The sequence below is a fragment of the Novosphingobium sp. HNCC26BN242 genome (assembly GCF_057180525.1).
This window is the reverse complement of sequence record NZ_JBXUGM010000004.1, coordinates 165,352-185,495: the sequence shown is the minus strand read 5'-3', so window position 1 is coordinate 185,495 and position 20,144 is coordinate 165,352. Positions and strand designations below refer to the sequence as shown.

Here is a 20,144-nt window from a genome sequence, read left to right as displayed (position 1 = left end):
CTTTGTGCGGCAAGTGTCGGAAGCCCACCCCCGACCCCTCCCGCATGCGGGAGGGGTTGGGGGTGGGCATTCCAGCCTATCGGCTCAAAGCACCTCGAACAGCCCGGCAGCGCCCATGCCGCCGCCGACGCACATCGTCACGACCACATGCTTGGCCCCACGGCGCTTGCCCTCGATCAGCGCGTGCATCGTGGCGCGCGCGCCGGTCATGCCATAGGGGTGGCCGATGGAAATGGCCCCGCCGTTGACGTTGAGCAGATCGTTCGGGATGCCCAGCGTGTCACGGCAGTAGAGCACCTGCACCGCAAAAGCCTCGTTCAGTTCCCACAGCCCGATGTCGTCCATCTTCAGGCCGAAGCGCTGCAGCAGCTTGGGGATCGCGAAGACCGGGCCGATGCCCATCTCGTCCGGCTCGGTACCCGCCACCGCCATGCCCACATATCGGCCCAGCGGGGTGAGGCCGCGCTTGGCGGCAAGCTCTGCTTCCATCACGATCACGGCGGCTGACCCATCGGAAAGCTGGCTGGCGTTGCCCGCCGTCACGATCCCGCCTTCGATCACGGGCTTCAGGGCCTGCAGGTTTTCCAGAGTGGTCGAGGGCCGGTTGCCTTCGTCCTTGGTCAGGTGGACGTCGGTGAAGGTGATTTCACCCGTTTCCTTGTTCTGCACGCCCATCGAGCTATTGGTGGCCACGATTTCGTCATCGAACTTGCCCGCGGCCTGCGCCGCCGCCGTGCGCTGCTGCGATTGCAGCGCGTATTCGTCGCAAGCTTCGCGGCTGACGCCATAGCGCTGGCCGACGATCTCGGCGGTTTGCAGCATGGGCATGTAGATGGCCTTGTGCATCGCCATCAGGCTCTTGTCCGGGGCCATGCGCATGTCCGTAGTCTGGACAAGGCTGATCGATTCCTGCCCGCCTGCGGCCACCACATCCATGCGGTCGATGATCACCTGCTTGGCGGCGGTGGCGATGGTCATCAGGCCCGATGAGCACTGGCGATCAAGACTCATGCCCGAAGTGGTAACCGGAAGCCCTGCGCGCAGGGCCACCTGCCGCGCGATGTTGCCGGCCTGCGCGCCCTGCTGCAGCGCGCTGCCCCACAGCACGTCGTCCACTTCGGCAGGATCGATCCCGGCGCGCGCGACAGCGGCTTCAAGCGAAAGCGCGCCAAGCGTTGCGCCCGGCGTGGCGTTGAATGCGCCCTTGTAGGCGCGCCCGATAGGCGTGCGGGCGGCAGATACGATTACGGCGTCACGCATGGGGTAATCTCCTTCGAATGATGATGAACGGCTCAGCCGTTGAATTTCTCGCCAGCAGCGGCCTTGCGCTCCAGCAGCGGGGCCACGGGAAGCCCGTGCTTCTTCAGCCCCGCAACCACGGTATCCAGCCCGATATGGTCGGCCCAGAACATCGGCCCACCGGTCCACACCGGCCAGCCATAGCCATTGAGCCACACGGTATCGATATCACTCGCGCGCTGCGAAATGCCCTCATCAAGGATCAGCGCGCCTTCGCTGATCATCGGATAGAGCAGGCGTTCGCGGATTTCGTCCTTGTCGATGGCGCGCTGCGGTTTGCCTTCCTTGGCGGCGAAATCGGCAATGATCGCCTTCACTTCATCCGAAGGCGTGCGCTGGCGGTTGTCGTCGTAGTCATAGAAGCCCTTCTTGGTCTTCTGCCCCCAGCGGCCCACGGCGCACAGAGCATCGCGCAAGGTTTCAATCCGAGTGGGATCGCGGTGCCAGCCGATGTCTACCCCGGCAAGGTCGGCCATCTGCCACGGCCCCATCGGGAAGCCGAATTCCAGCAGCGCCTCGTCCACGTCCCAGTAATTCGCGCCTTCCATGATCAGCGCATGGGCCTGCGCCTGACGCGGGCTGAGCATGCGGTTGCCGATGAAGCCATGGCATACGCCCGAGACGACCGGGACTTTCCCGATCTTCACCGACAGCGCCATGACCGTGGCGAGCTGTGCAGCACCGGTGGCCTTGCCGCGCACCACTTCCAGCAGCTTCATGATATTGGCCGGCGAGAAGAAGTGCGTGCCCAGCACCGCTTCGGGGCGCGAGGTAACTGCGGCGATTTCGTCAATGTCGAGATAGCTGGTGTTCGATGCCAGGATCGCACCGGGCTTGGCCACCTTGTCGAGCCGCCCGAACACGTCCTTCTTAACGTCCATGCTTTCATAGACGGCTTCGATCACCATGTCGGCATCGGCGAGCGCGCTAAAGTCCAGCGTCGGCGTCAGCCGCGCCATGGCGGCTTGCGCTTCGGCAGCATCCATTTTGCCGCGCTTGACGGTGTTCTCGTAGTTCTTGGCCATAGTCGCCACGCCGCGATCCAGCGCTTCCTGCGTCATTTCCACGATGGTCACGGGAATGCCTGCAGTGAGGAAGTTCATGGTGATGCCGCCGCCCATCGTGCCTGCGCCGATCACGCCCACGCGGTTTATGGGTAGCAGGGCCGTGTCGGCCGGAATGTCGTCGATGGTGGCGGCCAGTTTGCGGGCGGCGTCGATGTGCTCTTTGGCACCGGAAATAGGGTCAGACATTGGTTCTCTCCTGTGGGTCAGGCGCGGCTTGTTGCCAGCGCGCTATAGATCAGCGTCTTCAACTGACGCCGGATGGGGTAGATGAACGAGGGGTAGAGTTGGGTCATGAAAACCGCGTGGATCTTTTCCACCGGGTCCACAAAGAACGCGGTCGAAAAGATTCCGCCCCAGTAAAATTCGCCCGCAGACCCGGGCACCAGTGCGCGGGCCGGATCGATGGTCACGCCAAAGCCCAGACCAAAGCCTGCGCCTGCGTTATAGGCTTCGCTGAACAGCGCGCGCGAGACTTGCGTCAGGTCTGCGCCGCCGGGGAGGTGATTGGCGGTCATCAGTTGGAGGGTTTTCGGGGAAAGGATGCGCACGCCATCTGCCGCGCCGCCGCCCACCAGCATCCGGCAGAAGCGGTGGTAGTCCGCCGTGGTAGAGAGCAGACCGCCACCGCCACTTTCAAAGCGCGGCACCCGGCGCGTGCCCGATTTCTCTGCCGGGTCAAACAGTTGTGGCGGCTCTCCGGCCTGATAGGCCCAGGCATCACCCAGCCGGTGCGCCTTGTCGTCAGGGCAGAAGAAGCCGGTGTCCACCATGCCCAGCGGTTCAAAAATGCGGGTGCGGAAAAACTCGCCCAGACTCATGCCGGAAAGCCGCGCCACGATCACGCCCAGCACATCGGTGCCCACCGAATAGTTCCAAGCTTGTCCCGGCTCGAACTCCAGCGGAAGCTTGGCCAGTTCGGCAATGAAGTGGTCGTTCCCCGGCAGACTGGCGTGCCCGTCCAGCCGCCCCTTGCGATAGGCCGCATCCACGTTGGTACGGTTCTGGATTCCATACGTCAGACCCGACTGATGCGTGATCAGATCCACCATCCGCATTAGCGGCGCAGGCCGTGCGGGAAAGAAGTCCGCATCCCCGCCGCCGCCCGCATAAACACCAAGCCCTGCAAATTCGGGCACGACGCCGGTCACTGGATCGTCCAGCGCTACTTTGCCTTCTTCGACCAGCATCATGAACGCAACCGAGGTGAGCGGCTTGGTCATCGAGGCGATGCGGCACAGCGTGTCCGCAGCCATCGGGGTGCCATCGGCGCGCGCGAGGCCGCTGGTGTGGCGGTAAACCGGCTCGCCATCGCGGGCGACCAGCACATCAAGGCCGGGCAGGCGACCGCTGGCGATATAGCGTTCGTCCAGAAACGCGCCGATCCGGTTAAGGCGGTCCGGTTCAAATCCCAGAGCCTTTGCGTCTGCAAGCAGCATCTTCACCATCCCTCAGCCAAAAATTGCAACGCTTTGAATGCCTTGCATTACCTGCACGCCATCGGTGTTCCACATCCTCAAAGTCTCGCTGCTGAACCCTTCGGCCATGTGGTTCGATGCGGTTTCCAGCAGCCACCAGCCATCGCGCGTGGCGGGGCTGTCTCCCAGCAGGGTGAACGACCAGTTGATTGAACTGATCGGGCCTTGGCGCTCCATCGCCCGGATCGATCCGGGCGGCAGCGTATCGCCGATCAGCACCAGCTCGCCGATGGGGTCGAGCCCATCGCGGTCCTTCAGGCGTACCCAGCGGCGCACTACGCCGGGGCGCACATCGCCTTTGGCCTCTCCGCGGCGCAATTCGAAGTTGTTCACGAAGTGCAGCCCTTCGGGCGAGCCCAGCGTCTCCATCTCGTCATAGGGCACGAAGTTCTCGGCGCGGGGTGCTGCAATCGTGCCATTCGATGGCCGGGCGCGGCCGAACACCCATGCCGCGCGATGGGCAAGGCCTCCACCGCTGTGCAGATCGGTCTGGACATTGGCCACGCTCTTGCCTTCGCGTAGCAAGCTGACAGCAATGTCCACATCGGGGCCAACAGGCGCGATAAAGCCGATTTGCCCGCCTCGCAGCGGGGGCAGATCAGGCCGGGCCTTGCGCGCGGCAGCATAGGCCAGGAACGACGATGCCCCGCCATACATGGTGCGGCCTTGCAACCAGCCGTCAACGGCGCGCAGCGAAAACTCGCTGCCGTCTGCGGCGTTCGGGCTGCTTTCCATTTCCGCAGCAATCTGGCCAATGGCCTGACCTGGCATTTCTGGATGTCGCTCCAATATCCACTCCCGCCTTTTTTGCCGTGTTCCCACGACTCTTCTGCCCAAGGGCTAATGTAAGTTTACGTAAAGGGAAAGGGGTGGAATTGGACGTTTGCGGTGGCCTGTCGTGCTTACGCTACGGCATGCTACTTTCATTGCGCGCAAAAAAATCGGCCCCGGCGATGGTCCTGAAACCGTCACCGGGGCCGCAAGGACCGGCTTTTGGCCGGGTGGATCGGATCAGTGCAGGCTTTCGCGTTCCGCGCGGCGCAGCACCGGGGCCTTGGCAGCGCTGGCGGCGAACATGGCCAGCAGGACGTAGCACGCCAGCGGCAACAGGTATGAGGCGAAGATTCCCGCCGCATCGGTCACCGCGCCCACCAGCGCCGGGATCAGCGCGCCGCCGATGATGCCGGTGCAGAGCAGGCCGGCCGTCGCCTCTTCGCTGGCCGACGATCGCTCCAGCGTCAGCGTGAAGATCACCGGGTACATGATCGAATTGAACAGGCCGATGGACAGCGCGATGTATCCGGCAGACACGCCGCCGACGAGGAACAGGTAAGCGCACATCGCTGCGGCAATCGCGGCAAACAGCATCATCAGCTTTGCCGCAGGGAAGCGCGCCAGCAGCACCGTGCCGACAGCGCGGCCTACCATCGCTCCACCCCAATAGAACGAGACGGCCTTGCCCGCCTGTTCAAGACTGGCACCCCAGATCGCCTTGTCGCTTAGATAGAACGCCATCTGCGTGCCGATGGCCACTTCTGCGCCCACATAGATGAAGATCGCGCCAGCACCCAGCACGGCCCAGCGTGAGGAGAACGCTTGAGCCAGCAGCGCGCCGATCCCGCCGGTAGGCTGGGCTGGTGGGGCCGCAGCGGAAATGCGCGCGCGGTTAAAGAAAAAGAAAGCCAGCAGCACGATAAGCAGCCCGCAAATCCAGAAATAGGCGCGGTCGATCCCGGCCAGCGCCGCCTCGCGCACTTCGGGCGTCAAGGCCACACCGTCAGAAACTTCCACGCCCTTCAGGAACAGCGAAGCCCCAAGTGCTGGCCCGAGAAACGTGCCGAACGAATTGAACGTCTGCGACAGCGTCAGCCGGAAATGGCTGCCCTCGGGATTTCCGAGCGCAGCGGCCAATGGGTTGGCGGCTACTTGTAACACGGTAATGCCAGCAGCCAGCATGAACAGCCCGGTCAGCACCAGCGGATACGATGCGATGTTCGCCGCCCACAGCATCACCAGACAGGCCAGTGTCATCGTGGTCAGCGCCAGCAAGATTGCCGGAACCGCGCGGATGCGCCCGATGATCGCGGCGGCGGGAAAACTCATCACGCCATAGGCAATGAAGAAAGCAAAGGCGGAAAGCTGCGCCTCCAGCGTGGTCAAGGTGAAGATGCCCTTCACGGCGGCCACCAGCGGATCGATCAGCGATGTGATGAAGCCCCAGGCGAAGAACAGCACGGTCAGCGCGGCAAAGGCGGCTTTCTTGGATGCAGATTTCTGGGAAATAGGGCTTGCCGACACGTCTCTCTCCTCCACCAGCCGCTGACGGGCTGCTTGTTTCCGGTCTAGCCGCACGGGCCGACCATGTCATGCCGCCTGCATAGCTATTTATGTGAACGTTGCCATCCCTGATTTTCCGGCCATTCAGAGGGTGCGTTATCCCTGAAGCAGGCTTGACGGCAGTTCGCGGCGCAGCTTGTCGATCAGGCGCTGCACTTTGGGCAGGAGATGGCGGCGCTGCGGATAGACCGCCCAGATCGGATCGTCCTCGGGCCGAAAATCGCCAAGAACTTCCACCAGTGTGCCGTCAGCCACCGCGCGGCTGACATAGAACTCCGGCAACTGGCACAGCCCCATGCCGGCAATGGCCGCATCGAATACTGCCGCACCGTTGCTGCACCGCCAGCGCCCGCGCGGCCGGATCGCGCGCGTCTCGCCGTCCACGCGATAGCGCCAGGTGTCGGATGTGGCTGGAATGCACTCATGTCCCTCCAAGTCATCCACCGTTTGCGGCGTGCCTTGCGCGGCAAGGTAGGCAGGCGCGGCACAAGTGACGATCCCGCGCGTGGCAATCTGTGTGCGGATCAGGCGGCTGTCGGGCAGGGTGCCGGTGCGGATGGCAAGGTCAAAGCCTTCGGACACCAGCTCCACCACGCGGTTCGAAAGGTCCAGTTCCACCGAAAGCTTCGGATAGTCCTGCACATAGGCGCGCACGATGGGAGCCACGAAGCGTTCGCCCAGCGCCGTCGGGCAGGTGATGCGCAAATGCCCCTGCGGCTCGCCCTGCAGGTCGAGCATCGCAATCGCCTCGTCCCGCTCGGCAATCAACCGGCGGAACTGGTCCACCAGCGTGCGTCCGGTATCGGTGAGGCTGACCGCGCGGGTGGTGCGGTGAAAGAACTGCGCGCCAAGGCTCTGTTCCAGCCGCGCCACGGCGCGGCTTACGTGCGATGTGGACGATCCCAGCCGCTTGGCCGCCGCCACAAAGGTGCCCGCATCAGCCACCGCCACCACTTCATCAATCCCGTCCCAGCGATTGCTCATTGTTCTCGTCTTGCAACAGTGTTTATCATATCAGGCGATTTAACACTATCGTAGCAATTATGCTAACAGCCGCCCAACAGATAATGGCCATTCCAAAGGGAGCCGCCAGACCATGAAGACCCGCGCCGCAGTAGCCTTCGCCGCCAAGCAACCGCTTGAGATCGTAGAGCTCGATCTTGAAGGCCCTAAAGCTGGCGAAGTGCTCGTCGAAATCATGGCAACAGGTGTATGCCACACCGATGCCTACACACTCGACGGGTTTGACAGCGAAGGCCTGTTCCCCAGCGTGCTGGGCCATGAAGGCGCAGGCATTGTGCGCGAAGTGGGCGCTGGCGTAACCTCGGTGAAGCCGGGAGACCATGTGATCCCGCTATACACGCCCGAATGCGGCAAGTGCAAAACCTGCCTGTCGGGCAAATCGAACCTCTGCACCGCGATCCGCGCCACGCAGGGCAAGGGCCTGATGCCCGATGGCACTTCGCGCTTTTCCTACAAGGGTCAGACCATTTTTCACTACATGGGTTGCAGCACGTTCTCGAACTTCACCGTCCTGCCCGAAATCGCGGTGGCAAAAATCCGCGAAGACGCCCCGTTCCAGTCCGCCTGCTACATCGGTTGTGGCGTGACCACCGGCGTCGGTGCCGTCACCAAGACCGCCAATGTGCAGCCCGGTGACAATGTTGTCGTATTCGGCCTTGGCGGCATCGGCCTCAACGTGCTGCAAGGCGCGCGGATGGCAGGGGCCAACAAGATCATCGGCGTCGATATCAACCCTGACCGCGAAGAGTGGGGCCGCCGCTTTGGCATGACGGACTTCCTCAATTCGCGAGGTTTGAGCCGCGAGGACACCGTGGCCAAGATCGTCGAGATGACCGATGGCGGCGCGGACTACACTTTCGACGCTACCGGCAATACCGAAGTGATGCGCACCGCATTGGAAGCCTGCCACCGCGGCTGGGGTACCAGCATCATCATCGGCGTGGCCGAAGCAGGCAAGGAAATCAGTACCCGCCCGTTCCAACTCGTCACGGGCCGCAACTGGCGCGGCACCGCCTTCGGCGGGGCCAAGGGCCGCACCGATGTGCCGCAGATCGTCGACATGTACATGACCGGCAAGATCGAGATCGACCCGATGATCACCCACGTCATGGGTCTGGAAGAAATCAACACCGCGTTCGACCTGATGCACGCAGGCAAGTCGATCCGCTCGGTCGTGGTGTTCTGAGCCCGTCGCGGATTTGAGTTTAGCCAGGGCCGGTCGGACGTTACGTTCAACCGGCCCTTTGCCTTTTTCACATCGCCGAAATGCCGCCGTCCAGCTTCAGCTCAGCGCCGGTCATGAAACGGCTCTCGTCGCTCGCCAGATAGAGCACGCCTGCCGCAATATCGTCAGGTTCGCCCACGCGGCCCAGTGGGATCTGGCGGGCGAGTTTGCTCATGACCACCGATTTTTCGATGTTGGCATTGGTGGCGATGCCATCAAGGATCGGTGTATCGACAAAGGTCGGGTGGACCGAATTGCAGCGGATGTCCCAGCCGCGCTTGGCGCAATAGAGCGCAACCGATTTGGACAGCATCCACACCGCCGCCTTGCTGGCGTTGTATCCGGGCATGGTGTCCGATGCGATCAGCCCGGCGATGGAGCTGATGTTGACGATCGATGCAGGCTGGCTTTCACGCAGCAGCGGTAGGGCCTTCTGGCAGCCGAGGAAAACGCTGTCGACGTTGATGGCAAAGCCGCGATGCCATTCCTCCAGCGTGCAGGTTTCGATATTGCCCTTCACGCCAACGCCTGCGTTGTTCACCAGCACCGAAAGCCCGCCCATTTTCTCGGCAGCAAGCGCGACGGCCTTGTCCCAATCATCCGCGCTTGTCACATCGTGGCGCATGGCAAAGGCGGTGCCGCTTCCCAGTTCGGCGTTGATGGCTTCGGCCTGCGCAGCAGCGCCTTCGCCGTTGATATCGGTCAGCAGCACCTTCGCGCCTTCGCGCGCCAGCATCCATGCGTGCGCTGCGCCAAGGCCCTGTGCCGCGCCGGTGATGAGGGCTTTCTTGCCCTGAACTCTGCCCATGTATCTCTCCCGATTATCTACGCGCCCACCACCCAAACAACTCACGCGCCCCCGCGAAGGCGGGGGCCTCAGGCCGTTTACGCGAGTGTTCCGTAACATCCACGAGGCCCTCGCCTACGCGGGGGCGCATGCAGTTTGGCGTGTTGGGAAAGCAGACAAGCAACTTGCGCGGCAACGCGCAAGCGGCAGAAGTATCAGCGCAGAATCGACGGCGAGAGCAACAACAGCATCCGCGTATCGATGGCATACCCCTCAGCCCGCTTGGCCGAAAGGAAGCTCTCGATTTCCGTAAGGGCAACCCGGTGCACGGTAATACCTTCACCTTCCACGCCGCCACCTTCGGATATTTTTTCCAGATCCAGCGCGCGGAACAAGGTGAAAGCCTCGGTCACCATGCCGGGGGAGGAGTGGAACTCGCCCAGTGATTCGATCCGGCCTGCACGATAGCCGGTTTCCTCTTCCAACTCGCGCGCTGCAGCCACCGCAGCGTCCTCGTTCTCCGCACCTGCCTCATCGCCGATCAGTCCTGCGGGCAATTCGATGCACGGACGGCCCAGCGGCACGCGGAACTGCTCCACCAGCAGCACGTGCCCATCCTCGATGGCAAGGATCACGGCGGCCTTGATGTTGCGATTGCGGCCGACATATTCCCACCGCCCGCGCGTCTTGGCCACGATGTAGCGGCCTTCCCAACGCACAAGTTCGGGATGGTCGCGGTACTCTTCTTCAAGGCTCATACTTCGATCAACCTGTCTGGCAGTTCGTTGGTATCATCGGCACTGCGGGGGAAATGTTGGGCCAGAACCGTGCCCACTTCGCCCACCGCAGCAGCCATGCCTTGCGCGATCTGTCCGGCGCGCAAGGGATCGAGCATCGCCTTCATTGCGTGGCCCCATGTTTCGGGCGCAACCTTTGACGCGATAGCTGCGTCGGCGATGATCTCGGCATGGTGTTCGTCAAGGCTGACATAGATCAGCACGCCGGTGCGGCCCGACGTGCGGCTCTCTGCGCCCACCCGAAAGCAGGTCAGCGCCCGCGCCCGCACGCGCGCATTGCGGACGAAGCGCGGGGTCAGCCACAGGCCTAGAGGGGTAAACCGCATCAGCAGGTACATGGCGATAAACTTGAGCGCAGCCACCGTGATGGCCACGCCAAGCACGCCACGTGGGGTCCATTCATGGCCCCACAGGCCTAGCATGCGCTCGACCAGCCCGAGATAGAGCGCAGGTGCAATCTCAAGCGCAGTCAGCGCGAGCAAAGCGGCCACCGCCGACCAGATCAACGCGATGTCGTGATAGGCGTCAGACCGCGAAGTCACGATGGTAACGATCTCACCTGCACTGTGGGCCTCTGCCGCCGCCACGGCGTCGGAAACCAGCTTGTGGTCGGCGGCGGTCATCTTTGGCTGTGCCATTACCAGTCCCCCTACCAGTCACCCGAGGCGCCGCCGCCGCCGGAGTCACCTCCGCCGAAACCGCCAAAGCCTCCGCCACCGCCCCAGTCGGAGCCGCCGCCACCGCTCCAGCCAGAGCCGCGATTGCCGTCCGATGCGGAGCGTGCCAGTTCGCTCAGGCCCCAGAGCACGATGCCGGGATCAATGCCGCTGCGACGCTGCACGTACCCTTTGTTGCGGCGGCCGAACATGGCGATGAGCACCACGATCAGCACCACCCAGAAAATGGCACCGGCGATCACCGATCCGCCGGAACCTTCGCCTTTGCTCGCGGCTGCGGCAGCTTCGGCCACGGCCTTGGCATCAGCGGGATTGCGGTTGAGCTGGGTGAGGATCTGCTCAACCCCGGCCGTGATGCCGCCGGGATAATCCCCTTCCTTGAAACGCGGCGTGACCGCGCTTGCGAGGATGCGTCCCGCCAATACGTCTGGCAGATATTCCTCAAGGCCATAGCCGACCTCGATGCGCACCTTTCGCTCGTTCGGGGCAATCAGGAACAGCAGGCCTTGATCGGTAGATTTTCCGCCCACGCCCCAGGCACGGAACAGTGCGTTGGCATAAGTATCAACGTCCTGATCTTCGAGCGAAGCGATGGTGGCTACCACAATCGCTCGTCCGGTCTGCGCATTGTAGGCAGACAGGCGTTGGGTCAGCGCGGCTTCCTGATCGTCGGGAATGATATTGGCTTGATCCAGCACCGGGCCGGTGGGCTGCGCAGGCATGGCGGCCTGTGCTGTTCCTGCCATCAGCAGAAACAGCACGGCACACAATTGCCAAATGGCCCGCGTCAATGCCCCTTGGGGGCGGGTCATATTACTGGCCAGTCGCCGGAGCAGCGTTCGGCGCAGCAGGCGCGTTCATGTCAAAGTTCACCGTCGGCGCGGCTTCCGCACCGGCAGCAGCCTTGAACGGCACCATCGGCTTGGCCCCATGGATCAGCTTTGCGCCAATCGCATCGGGGAAGGTGCGGATCGTGGTGTTATAGGCCTGCACCGCCTCGTTATAGCGCGTGCGGCTCACGTTGATGCGGTTCTCGGTGCCTTCCAGCTGCACCATCAGATCGGCAAAGCGCGCTTGGCTTTGCAGCTGCGGATAGTTTTCCACCACCGTTCGCAGCTGGCCCAGTGCCTGGGTCAACTGGTTTTGCGCGTTCTGGAATTTCTCGAACTCGGCAGGGTTCGAAAGATCGTCAGTCGTGATGTTGATCGATGTGGCCGCGGCGCGCGCATTGGTCACGTTCGTCAGGATCGTGGTTTCCGATGCCGCTGCACCCTTGGCCGTGGCAACAAGGTTCGGGATCAGGTCAGCGCGGCGCTGATAGGAGCTTTCCACGTCGGCCCAGCGCGCCTTGGCCTCTTCCTCGGCCGTCGGCACGGAATTGATCCCGCAGGCCGAAAGGCTGACCACGGCAACGCTGGCAAAGGCGATCTGGCTGAAGCGACCCATCTTGTTCAAAACGTGTGCGGCCATCGAAAAATCATCCCCTAGATAAGGCCGCATGCACGGCCCGGATGCTACAACAGATAGAGGTATTGCGCACCCGTTCAAGTATGGAACCGGATTGCAACCGTTTGTGTCTTGTCGCTTCGGGGGGTGGATGGCAAACGGGTTGGCCAAAATGGTTAATGTTTCTTAGGGGGAACCGGTCGACATGCTCTCAGAATTCAAGGCATTCATCGCACGTGGCAGCGTGCTCGATCTCGCGGTCGGTGTAATCATTGGCGCGGCTTTCGGCAAGATCGTCTCGTCGCTGACCGACGATGTGCTGATGCCGCTCATCAGCCTGATCACCGGCGGCATTGATTTCAGCCAGAAGTTTGTGGTGCTCGGAGACATCCCCGCAGACTACAAGGGCGAGATGACATACGCCGCGCTCAAGACGGCTGGCGTCGCCATGCTGGGTTGGGGGTCGTTTATCACGGCCATCATCAATTTCCTGATCCTGGCCTTCGTGATCTTCCTGATCGTGCGGCAGGCGAACAAGGTGATGCCGAAACCTGCTGAAGCCCCTGCCGCACCTGTCGGGCCGACCGAAGTTGAACTGCTCGCAGAAATCCGCGATGCCTTGAAGAAGTAAGCTCACTGTCAGCAGTACCGAAAGGGGCGGGCGCAATCCTGCCCCTTTTCATTTCCGCAACACACCCTATATGCACTCCTGCCGGTTTCGACCGGCTATGGTGATAAACTGCGGCGTGCAATAGGCACAGCGGACCCGGGGGCGGTACCCGGCGGCTCCACCATCACTACAGGTTTTGTCCGGGCAACCGGGTAAGATTTGGCCTTGTTGTCGCAAGGGTGTTGATGGGGCCGAACTAGGATCGACGTGTGTTGAAAAGCGCTGTTTTTGCCCAGGCTGAGTAACCTGTTATAGGCTCACAACTCACAAGTGCCAACGACAACGAAGCACTTGCTCTCGCAGCATAATTCTAGGGGCTAACGCCCTGAAGTTATAAAGCGAAAGCACGGTTCGGACCGAACCGGGTAACAGAATCGGAAACCGGGGGCTGGGGGCGAGCCTAGCAACAGAATCGCCCTATTTCCTTTTTCGCTGACGTTCTGTCATCCTTCGATCCTTCGACAAGCTCAGGATGAGCGGGGGGTGAAGATCAGTAGTCATTTCCAAAAAGTCCGCTCATGCTGAGCTTGTCGAAGCATGCTCCACAAGGCTCAGGCCTCGGAGATGGCCTCCGCCCGCTCGCGCTCCATCCTCACCGCGTCCAGAATCTTGGCCCCGGCGATGAACACTGCGCCCGTCGCTGCCAGAAACAGCAGCTGCCCGCCAAATCCCGGATATTCGGTAAGGTAGGCCTTGCCGCGCTCCACTGCGCCCAGCGACAGTGCATAGATCACCGCAAAGGCTTCGAACCGGGTCTTGATAACGAAGAGGCGACCAAACTTGCGAAGCATCCTGAGCGGTGTCCTTTTGTCTTTCCACTGTCACAGCAATGATCGTGCCAGATCATATGGGGCGGGGTGGCAGCTTGGTTAACGCAGGCTTCACTGTAAAGCGCAGCGACAAGCGGACAAGGCCCTTATGTCAGGGATGTGCCAGAGATACGCGCAAGGTTTCAGGCGAGTTCCCGCAATTCCAGCGTTTCCAGCAGCGCGGCGCGCGCCGTTCTCACGCTGTGCGCCAGTGATTCCCGCCCCAGATCAACAGGATCGATTTGTTCGGACCACATAGCTGCCACCACAGCCTCAACCCGTGCAATCTTGGCCTCATCCAGCAGAAAGCGCGGATCGACAGTGGCAGGATCGGCGACAACGCGCAGCCGCAGGCAGGCAGGCCCACCGCCATTGGCCATCGATTGCTTCACATCCACCGGAAACACCCGCCGGATCGGCCCGTTCGAGGCCACGTGGCCCTCCAGCCAGCCACGCACCGAGGGCATTTCCCACGCCTCTGTCGGGATCATGAGCCCCATCTCACCCGTCGGAAGGGTGAGCAGTTGTGCGTTGAACAGGTAACTTCTGATCGCATCGCCAAGGCTGACCGCGCTGGCGGGCACGACGACGATTTCGGCCTCGGGCATCCGTTCACGGATCGCGGCATACGTCCCTGCAGGATCGGCAAAGGCCTGTTCGTGGGTAAACAGCACCCGCTCATTGGCCACGGCAACCACATCATTGTGGAATGCGCCTGCCGCGATGGCCTCGGCCGATTGCTCCACAAACAGGCACCGCGCCGGATTAAGCCCGTGCACCCGCGCCACGGCCCGGCTGGCCTGTTCATGCTGACGCGCCGGGAAGGCACCGCCGGTCTTGCCATAGACGAAGATCTCCAGCCCCGGCGCATCGTGGCGCACGCACATGCGCATATGATTGGCCGCCCCCTCATCGCCAAAGCAGGCAGGCACCGCATCGTGCACCGCAAAGTGCGCGCGGTCCGCAAAGGCCAGCCTCAACTGGCGCACGGTATCGGGCCATTCCTGCGACCGGTGCGGCATCGTGACAAGGTTCGCCGCGCTCAGATGGCAGCGCCCGTCGGCCGTATCCGGCGCGGGGCTCACCGTGGCCGCATTGGCCGTCCACATCGCCGAGGCAGACCATGCCGCCGCGCGCAACCGTCGCTGCGCAGGGTCGGTCTCATCAATGCTGCTAAGCCCTAGCGCGCTCAAAAGCACAGGGTTGGGCCGTGGCAGCGGCGCAAACAGACCCTGCGTCAGGCCCAGCCCCAGATTGTGCCGCATCTTGGCCAACCCCTGCAGCGCCGCCGCACGCGGGTAGGATACTTCGCCGGCATGGTTGGACGAAGCCAGATTGCCAAGGCTCAGCCCCGCATAGTTATGGCTGGGGCCAACAAGGCCATCGAAATTGATTTCAACGAGAGGCATCTTGCACCGGTTTCCAGTTTGATCCGTTCGTATCGAGCGAAGTTGAGACACATGAGTGGGCGTGTGTCTCGACTTCGCTCGACATGAACGAGGAGGGACGGTTAGCGGTTCACAAAGAAGACGTTATCACCCACGCTCACACCCAGCGCAGCCGCCGCCACCGGATCAAGCGTCAATCCATCATCCGTCACGCAAACCTCGGCAAAGGCGCAGCGATAGTCCGCAAGTTTCCCTGTCGCCACCAGCGCCTTCACCATGCCACCTTCGCCTTCGGGTGCCCGCACATGCGCCACTGGCAGTTCCTTCGCTTCACAGATTGACCTGACCCGGTCGGTCCGGGCTGTCATGGTCGGCCCACCGTCGAAGATGTCGACATAGCCTTCATAGGCAAAGCCCTCCTCCTCCAGCATCCGCATCGCCGCGCGGCCCGATGGGTGGGGCAGACCAATGGCAGAGCGCGCGGTTTCGGGCAGCATGGCGATGTAAACGGGATGCTTGGGCATCAGATCGGCGATGAACTGGTTGCCGTTAATCGCGTTGAAATAGTCCGCTTCCTGAAAGCTCATGCCGAAAAAGCGCCCCGCGACGCCATCCCAGAACGGCGATCCACCGCGCTCGTCGATCACGCCGCGCAGTTCGGCCAGGATCTTCTCGCCAAAGCGCTGGCGGTGCATGGCGATGAACAGATAGCGGCTGCGCGCCAGCAGCATGCCAAGGCCGCCAGCGCGTTCGTTTGGGTGCAGGAACAACCCGCCCACTTCGCTTGATCCTTCCAGATCGGTGACGAGGTTCAGCATCTCGGCGCGGAACGTGCGGTTCAGCTCCTTCGAATGCTGCGTCAGCGTGGCCATGCGATAGGAATAGAACGGCCATTTGCGGCCCACGTTGGTGAAGATCTGCGATGTCCCGCGCACTTCGCCGGTGGCCGCATTTTCCAGCACGAAGACGAACAGTTCGTCGTGCGGATTGCGCGGATCGCCCGGATCGGTGTTGGCATAGGCCTCCGCCGCGCGGCCCAGTTTGGTGGTCAGTGCCTTGCGGTCAGCGGGCAGATTGGTAAATCCCCCGCCGGTCAGCTTGGCCATTTCATACAACGGCTGCAGATCACTCGCGCGCGCGGCGCGGATACGGAACGTCATCAATTTCCCCCGGAAAGGCGGTGCAGCACTAGCGCTGATAGCGCGGCGCGCTCGGCCAGCGATGGCACGATCAGGAACTCCTGATCCGAATGGATGGAACCACCGCGCACGCCCATCGTATCAACCACAGGCACCCCGCAGGCGGCAATGTTGTTGCCGTCGCACACCCCGCCTGAATCCTGCCAGCGGATCAATTGCCCCAGCGCCTCACCACATTTGCGCACCAGCCCGAACAACGCGGTGGCCTCGGGCGTCAGCGGCTTGGGCGGGCGCGAAACGCCGCCGTGCAGGTGGATCACCACATCGTGCAGCTTCTCGATCACGCGCACCGCCTCGCGCAGCGCGGCTTCGAACCGGCCAGCCTGTTCGGCCATGCGGGGACGCACATTGAAGCGCAGCACCGCGTGATCGGGCACGACATTGTTCGCACTGCCGCCATCGATCCGCGCCGGGTTCACCGATAGCCCCGGCTCCTCCAGCGCCTTCAACCGCAATGCCAGATCAGCCGCGGCCAGAATGGCATTGCGCCCCTCCTGCGGATTGCGTCCGGCATGGGCAGAGCGTCCTTTGATGATCGCGCTATAGTTGCCGCTGCCGGGGCGTTCGCCCGCCAAGGTGCCATCGGGCAGGGCAGAGGGTTCATAAGTCAGCGCCGCCGCCTTGCCCTTGGCCAGTTCGGCAATCAGCGGCGCGGAGGACAAGCTTCCCGTTTCCTCGTCGGCGTTGATCAGCACGTCATAGCCCACCGAACCGGCCACCGGGCTGGCTTCGAACGCCTGCAACGCCGCCAGCATCACCGCAATGCCCCCCTTCATGTCGGCCACGCCGGGGCCGTTCAGCGTCTCGCCATCCAGCCAGCGCAGCGTCTGGAATGGGTGAGCGGGCGCAAAAACAGTGTCCATGTGCCCCGTCAGCAGATAGCGGCGTGGGGCCTGCGGGCGCACCGCCAGCACCAGATGCGCGCCGTTGGCTGTCTCTTTCTCGGTCCCGTCAGCCGCAATGGCGCTGACCGGGGCGGGATCGACCTTGCGGATATCGCCCGGTAGCACGGCAAAGGCCTGCGCCAGCAAGTCCCACTGCTGTGCAAGGCCGGGCAGATTGCCGGTGCCCGTGTTGACCGCGCACCATTGTTCCACCTGCGCAAGCATCGCGGCGGCATCAATCAGCGCGAGCAGCGCGTGTTCGGTGGAGGAAAGCTGTTGCATCTGCAACCAGCCTAGCGGTTCGGGCGCGCGGGGTGAACCCCTCAAGTCGCTCGTATCTTTGCGCAAGCCCGCAGCGGCGGGCTTGGCCTTGAATACGCTACTTTGTCAGCACTCGCGCGATGGACACAAACTCCTCCACGCTCAAAGTCTCAGCCCGGCGTTGCACATCGATGCCCAGCACCTCCAACGCATCAATCGCGCCCGGCAGGCCCTTCAATGATTGCCGCAGCATCTTGCGCCGCTGGCCAAACGCAGCCTCGGTCACCCGCTCCAGCATCCGCGCTGAAACGCCCTCGGGCATCACGCCCGGCTCCACATGCACGATAGCCGACATAACCTTTGGCGGCGGGGTGAAAGCGCTGCGATGCACCTTCATCGCAATGCGCGGGGCGCTGCGCCACTGTGCCAGCACCGCCAGCCGCCCGTAAGCATCAGACCCGGCCTGCGCCACGATCCGCTCAGCCACTTCCAACTGGAACATCAGCGTCAAAGATTTCCACTGCGGCGGCCAGTCCTGACCGGAAAGCCATCCGGTAAACAGCCCCGTCCCCACATTGTAGGGCAGGTTCGCCGCCACATGCCACGGCCCGTCAAACAGCGATGCCGCATCGATCTTCGTCGCATCGCCCGCAATCACGGTAAGCTGCCCTGGAAAGGCATCCGAAAGCTCAGCCAAGGCAGGCAGGCACCGCTTGTCCATTTCGATGGCGGTGACCTTAGCGCCCGCGCGCAGCAAAGCCCGGGTCAATCCGCCCGGGCCGGGGCCAACTTCCAGCACATTCTCGCCCGCCAGCTTGCCGGGCACCCGTGCGATGCGATCCAGCAACTGCTCGTCAAACAGGAAGTTCTGCCCCAGCGCCTTGGTGGCAAACAGGCCGTGGCGGTTGATGACATCGCGTAATGGCGGAAGGTCGGTCATTGTTGCTGGCATCCTTCGACAGGCTCAGGATGAGCGGTGGGGAGAAGATTGTTCAAGAAAATCCGCTCATCCTGAGCCTGTCGAAGGATGGAATACCCAAGCAACCTCACGGCAAAGCCCTGCGCGCAGCACACTCGCCCGCCATCCGCAGGGCCGCAATCGTTGGCCCCACCCGCGCCGCGCCCGTCCCGGCAATGCCAAACGCCGTGCCATGATCGGGCGAGGTGCGCACGATCGGCAGGCCCAGCGTCACGTTCACCCCTTCATCGAAATCGAGCGCTTTCATCGGGATCAACGCCTGATCGTGATACATGCAGATCGCCACGTCATAGGTTTCGCGCGCCTGCGCATGAAACATCGTGTCGGGCGGCAACGGGCCGAAGGCATCGATCCCGGCCTCACGCAGCATCGCCACAGCCGGGGCCACCACTTCGATATCCTCGCGCCCCATCCGCCCGTCCTCGCCCGCATGGGGGTTAAGGCCCGCCACTGCCAGACGCGGGCGCGCGATGCCATAGTCGCGCACCAGCCCCGCCGCGGCAATCGCCGCGCGGGAACGGATCAGTTCGATGGTCAGAACCTGCGGCACATCGCGCAGCGCCATGTGGACGGTAATCGGCACCACCTTCAGGCTTGGCCCGGCCAGCATCATCACGGCGTTTTCGGGCGTAATGCCACAAGCCTGCGCGACAAACTCGGTCTGCCCCGGATGGGTAAAGCCCACACGCGCCAAGCGGCTCTTGGCAATTGGCCCGGTCACCAGCCCCGCCGCCGCGCCCGAACGGACCAGCCCGGTCGCCACCTCCAGCGTGCGCAGCGCCAGCGTTGCCCCCTCATCATCGGGCGCGCCGGGGCGATAGTCCAGATCGCCCAGATCCAGCACCGGCAGCGCATCGGCAAAGCATCCGGCTACCTGATCAGGCGTGGTCACCGCGCACACTGGCCCAGTCAGCCCCCGCGCCCGCGCTGCCCGCTCCACCAGCCGGGCAGAGCCGACCACGAAGAACGGCGGCAGCCCTTCGGCATCGCGCAAAGCCCACGAAGCCGCAGCAAGCTCGGGGCCAATCCCGGCAGGATCGCCAATGGTCAGGGCAAGGGGAGGCAGCACGCCCACGGCCTTAGCCCGTCCGCCCCATGCTGGCGAGGGCTTCCAGAGCGGGCACCAGTTCGTCAAAATGGTCGATCACCGCATCGGCGCCCAGTTCGTGCGCGGGCAGATCGTTGAAGCCGAACCGCACCGCCACCACCGGCAGCCCCGCCGCCTTGGCCGCGCCCACATCAAACGTCGTATCCCCCACAAACGCCGCCGCCCCGCCGCCGCAGCGCGCCACCATCTCGTGCAGCATGTCAGGCTTCGGCTTGGCACGGCCCGGCCCCAGCGTATCGCCGCCGATCACGCAGGCAAAGCGGTGGAGGATACCCAGCTCCTCAAACAGCCGCACCGCCAGCGCTTCCTTCTTGTTCGTGGCAATCGCGACCTTCACCCCGCGCGCATCCAGCGCATCGAGCATGGCCTCTCCGCCCGGAAAGAACGCGGTGTAGTGCGCGATGTTGTCGGCATAGAACGCCACCAGCGCCGCCTGCAGCCCGTCAAACGCGGCCTCGTCCACCCCGCCCGATTCCGTCAGCGCCGAACGCAGCATCTGCGCGGCCCCGCCGCCGATGTGGCGCGAAACGTCCTCCACCGGCACCGGCGGCCGTCCAGCCAGCCCCAAGGCATGGTTCAGCGCCACACCCAGATCGCGCGAGGTATCGAGCAGCGTGCCGTCGAGATCGAATCCGACGATTGCATAAGGAAAATCGGCCATAGCGTGGGCAAGTGCCGTCCCGTTCTGGAAAGCGCAAGAATTGTCTGGCAAG

Annotated in this window: 19 protein-coding genes, 1 other RNA gene and 1 pseudogene; 3 read left to right on the top strand and 18 right to left on the bottom strand. The window is 63.2% G+C overall.

Features of this window, described 5'->3' with window-relative positions:
• Nucleotides 1-84: 84 nt before the first annotated feature.
• The 6 genes and pseudogenes from AC2A1F_RS16155 to AC2A1F_RS16130 form a co-directional block, all read right to left on the bottom strand.
• Nucleotides 85-1,260, bottom strand: a complete 1,176-nt coding sequence (locus AC2A1F_RS16155; RefSeq protein ID WP_484209805.1) for an acetyl-CoA C-acyltransferase — start codon at nucleotides 1,258-1,260, stop codon at nucleotides 85-87.
• A 32-nt stretch (nucleotides 1,261-1,292) separates the two neighbouring features.
• A pseudogene (locus tag AC2A1F_RS16150) lies at nucleotides 1,293-2,537 on the bottom strand (3-hydroxyacyl-CoA dehydrogenase); the annotation flags it as partial.
• A gap of 32 nt (nucleotides 2,538-2,569) precedes the next feature.
• Nucleotides 2,570-3,802: a serine hydrolase domain-containing protein gene (locus AC2A1F_RS16145; RefSeq protein WP_484209804.1), complete on the bottom strand. Its 1,233-nt coding sequence runs from the start codon at nucleotides 3,800-3,802 to the stop codon at nucleotides 2,570-2,572.
• 12 nt (nucleotides 3,803-3,814) lie between these two features.
• Nucleotides 3,815-4,612, bottom strand: coding sequence for a thioesterase family protein (locus AC2A1F_RS16140; RefSeq protein ID WP_484209803.1), 798 nt, complete (start codon nucleotides 4,610-4,612; stop codon nucleotides 3,815-3,817).
• A 240-nt stretch (nucleotides 4,613-4,852) separates the two neighbouring features.
• A complete protein-coding gene (locus tag AC2A1F_RS16135) occupies nucleotides 4,853-6,139 on the bottom strand; it encodes an MFS transporter (RefSeq protein ID WP_484209802.1) in 1,287 nt (428 codons plus the stop codon).
• Between the two features lie 135 nt (nucleotides 6,140-6,274).
• Nucleotides 6,275-7,162, bottom strand: a complete 888-nt coding sequence (locus AC2A1F_RS16130; protein ID WP_484209801.1) for a LysR family transcriptional regulator — start codon at nucleotides 7,160-7,162, stop codon at nucleotides 6,275-6,277.
• 112 nt (nucleotides 7,163-7,274) lie between these two features.
• Here AC2A1F_RS16130 and AC2A1F_RS16125 point away from each other — a divergent pair, with 112 nt between their 5' ends.
• Nucleotides 7,275-8,387, top strand: a complete 1,113-nt coding sequence (locus AC2A1F_RS16125) for an S-(hydroxymethyl)glutathione dehydrogenase/class III alcohol dehydrogenase (RefSeq protein WP_484209800.1) — start codon at nucleotides 7,275-7,277, stop codon at nucleotides 8,385-8,387.
• Nucleotides 8,388-8,454: 67 nt separating this feature from the next.
• Here AC2A1F_RS16125 and AC2A1F_RS16120 read toward each other — a convergent pair whose 3' ends face one another.
• From AC2A1F_RS16120 to AC2A1F_RS16100, 5 genes are all read right to left on the bottom strand, one after another.
• Nucleotides 8,455-9,234 (bottom strand): SDR family oxidoreductase, encoded by a 780-nt coding sequence (locus tag AC2A1F_RS16120; RefSeq protein ID WP_484209799.1) that lies wholly within the window; start codon nucleotides 9,232-9,234, stop codon nucleotides 8,455-8,457.
• Between the two features lie 194 nt (nucleotides 9,235-9,428).
• On the bottom strand, nucleotides 9,429-9,971 hold the full coding sequence (locus AC2A1F_RS16115; RefSeq protein WP_484209798.1) for an NUDIX hydrolase: 543 nt from the start codon (nucleotides 9,969-9,971) through the stop codon (nucleotides 9,429-9,431).
• Nucleotides 9,968-10,648, bottom strand: coding sequence for a TPM domain-containing protein (locus AC2A1F_RS16110; RefSeq protein WP_484209797.1), 681 nt, complete (start codon nucleotides 10,646-10,648; stop codon nucleotides 9,968-9,970). Before AC2A1F_RS16110 ends, AC2A1F_RS16115 begins: the two co-directional genes overlap by 4 nt.
• An 11-nt stretch (nucleotides 10,649-10,659) precedes the next feature.
• Nucleotides 10,660-11,499, bottom strand: coding sequence for a TPM domain-containing protein (locus tag AC2A1F_RS16105; RefSeq protein ID WP_484209796.1), 840 nt, complete (start codon nucleotides 11,497-11,499; stop codon nucleotides 10,660-10,662).
• 1 nt (nucleotide 11,500) lies between these two features.
• Complete coding sequence (locus tag AC2A1F_RS16100; protein ID WP_484209795.1) at nucleotides 11,501-12,157, bottom strand: LemA family protein; 657 nt, start codon at nucleotides 12,155-12,157, stop codon at nucleotides 11,501-11,503.
• Between the two features lie 181 nt (nucleotides 12,158-12,338).
• Here AC2A1F_RS16100 and mscL point away from each other — a divergent pair, with 181 nt between their 5' ends.
• A complete protein-coding gene (gene mscL / locus AC2A1F_RS16095) occupies nucleotides 12,339-12,764 on the top strand; it encodes a large conductance mechanosensitive channel protein MscL (protein ID WP_484209794.1) in 426 nt (141 codons plus the stop codon).
• Nucleotides 12,765-12,805: 41 nt separating this feature from the next.
• Nucleotides 12,806-13,186: a transfer-messenger RNA gene (gene ssrA, locus AC2A1F_RS16090) on the top strand.
• A 168-nt stretch (nucleotides 13,187-13,354) separates the two neighbouring features.
• Here ssrA and AC2A1F_RS16085 read toward each other — a convergent pair.
• The 7 genes from AC2A1F_RS16085 to AC2A1F_RS16055 form a co-directional block, all read right to left on the bottom strand.
• Nucleotides 13,355-13,594 carry a hypothetical protein gene (locus tag AC2A1F_RS16085; RefSeq protein ID WP_484209793.1) on the bottom strand — a complete coding sequence of 80 codons (240 nt, stop codon included), beginning with the start codon at nucleotides 13,592-13,594 and terminating at the stop codon, nucleotides 13,355-13,357.
• A 161-nt stretch (nucleotides 13,595-13,755) separates the two neighbouring features.
• The gene (locus AC2A1F_RS16080) at nucleotides 13,756-15,021 is read right to left on the bottom strand and encodes an N-succinylarginine dihydrolase (RefSeq protein WP_484209792.1); all 1,266 of its coding nucleotides are present in this window, start codon (nucleotides 15,019-15,021) and stop codon (nucleotides 13,756-13,758) included.
• Between the two features lie 101 nt (nucleotides 15,022-15,122).
• On the bottom strand, nucleotides 15,123-16,160 hold the full coding sequence (locus AC2A1F_RS16075) for an arginine N-succinyltransferase (protein ID WP_484209791.1): 1,038 nt from the start codon (nucleotides 16,158-16,160) through the stop codon (nucleotides 15,123-15,125).
• Nucleotides 16,160-17,365, bottom strand: coding sequence for a hydrolase (locus AC2A1F_RS16070; RefSeq protein ID WP_484209984.1), 1,206 nt, complete (start codon nucleotides 17,363-17,365; stop codon nucleotides 16,160-16,162). Before AC2A1F_RS16070 ends, AC2A1F_RS16075 begins: the two co-directional genes overlap by 1 nt.
• A 97-nt stretch (nucleotides 17,366-17,462) precedes the next feature.
• Nucleotides 17,463-18,284 (bottom strand): 16S rRNA (adenine(1518)-N(6)/adenine(1519)-N(6))-dimethyltransferase RsmA, encoded by an 822-nt coding sequence (gene rsmA, locus AC2A1F_RS16065; protein ID WP_484209790.1) that lies wholly within the window; start codon nucleotides 18,282-18,284, stop codon nucleotides 17,463-17,465.
• A 106-nt stretch (nucleotides 18,285-18,390) separates the two neighbouring features.
• Nucleotides 18,391-19,389, bottom strand: coding sequence for a 4-hydroxythreonine-4-phosphate dehydrogenase PdxA (gene pdxA / locus AC2A1F_RS16060; protein ID WP_484209983.1), 999 nt, complete (start codon nucleotides 19,387-19,389; stop codon nucleotides 18,391-18,393).
• 13 nt (nucleotides 19,390-19,402) lie between these two features.
• A complete protein-coding gene (locus tag AC2A1F_RS16055; protein WP_484209789.1) occupies nucleotides 19,403-20,092 on the bottom strand; it encodes an HAD-IA family hydrolase in 690 nt (229 codons plus the stop codon).
• Nucleotides 20,093-20,144 lie beyond the last annotated feature (52 nt).

Bases quoted from the DNA above. Each gene is read 5' to 3' on its own strand.
- AC2A1F_RS16080 (WP_484209792.1), bottom strand. From the start codon at position 15,021: ATGCCTCTCGTTGAAATCAATTTCGATGGCCTTGTTGGCCCCAGCCAT.
- AC2A1F_RS16125 (WP_484209800.1), top strand. From the start codon at position 7,275: ATGAAGACCCGCGCCGCAGTAGCCTTCGCCGCCAAGCAACCGCTTGAG.
- rsmA (WP_484209790.1), bottom strand. From the start codon at position 18,284: ATGACCGACCTTCCGCCATTACGCGATGTCATCAACCGCCACGGCCTG.
- AC2A1F_RS16085 (WP_484209793.1), bottom strand. From the start codon at position 13,594: ATGCTTCGCAAGTTTGGTCGCCTCTTCGTTATCAAGACCCGGTTCGAA.
- mscL (WP_484209794.1), top strand. From the start codon at position 12,339: ATGCTCTCAGAATTCAAGGCATTCATCGCACGTGGCAGCGTGCTCGAT.
- AC2A1F_RS16140 (WP_484209803.1), bottom strand. From the start codon at position 4,612: ATGCCAGGTCAGGCCATTGGCCAGATTGCTGCGGAAATGGAAAGCAGC.
- AC2A1F_RS16155 (WP_484209805.1), bottom strand. From the start codon at position 1,260: ATGCGTGACGCCGTAATCGTATCTGCCGCCCGCACGCCTATCGGGCGC.
- AC2A1F_RS16105 (WP_484209796.1), bottom strand. From the start codon at position 11,499: ATGACCCGCCCCCAAGGGGCATTGACGCGGGCCATTTGGCAATTGTGT.
- AC2A1F_RS16120 (WP_484209799.1), bottom strand. From the start codon at position 9,234: ATGGGCAGAGTTCAGGGCAAGAAAGCCCTCATCACCGGCGCGGCACAG.
- AC2A1F_RS16110 (WP_484209797.1), bottom strand. From the start codon at position 10,648: ATGGCACAGCCAAAGATGACCGCCGCCGACCACAAGCTGGTTTCCGAC.
- AC2A1F_RS16115 (WP_484209798.1), bottom strand. From the start codon at position 9,971: ATGAGCCTTGAAGAAGAGTACCGCGACCATCCCGAACTTGTGCGTTGG.
- AC2A1F_RS16145 (WP_484209804.1), bottom strand. From the start codon at position 3,802: ATGCTGCTTGCAGACGCAAAGGCTCTGGGATTTGAACCGGACCGCCTT.
- AC2A1F_RS16070 (WP_484209984.1), bottom strand. From the start codon at position 17,365: ATGCAACAGCTTTCCTCCACCGAACACGCGCTGCTCGCGCTGATTGAT.
- AC2A1F_RS16100 (WP_484209795.1), bottom strand. From the start codon at position 12,157: ATGGCCGCACACGTTTTGAACAAGATGGGTCGCTTCAGCCAGATCGCC.
- AC2A1F_RS16055 (WP_484209789.1), bottom strand. From the start codon at position 20,092: ATGGCCGATTTTCCTTATGCAATCGTCGGATTCGATCTCGACGGCACG.
- AC2A1F_RS16130 (WP_484209801.1), bottom strand. From the start codon at position 7,162: ATGAGCAATCGCTGGGACGGGATTGATGAAGTGGTGGCGGTGGCTGAT.
- AC2A1F_RS16075 (WP_484209791.1), bottom strand. From the start codon at position 16,160: ATGACGTTCCGTATCCGCGCCGCGCGCGCGAGTGATCTGCAGCCGTTG.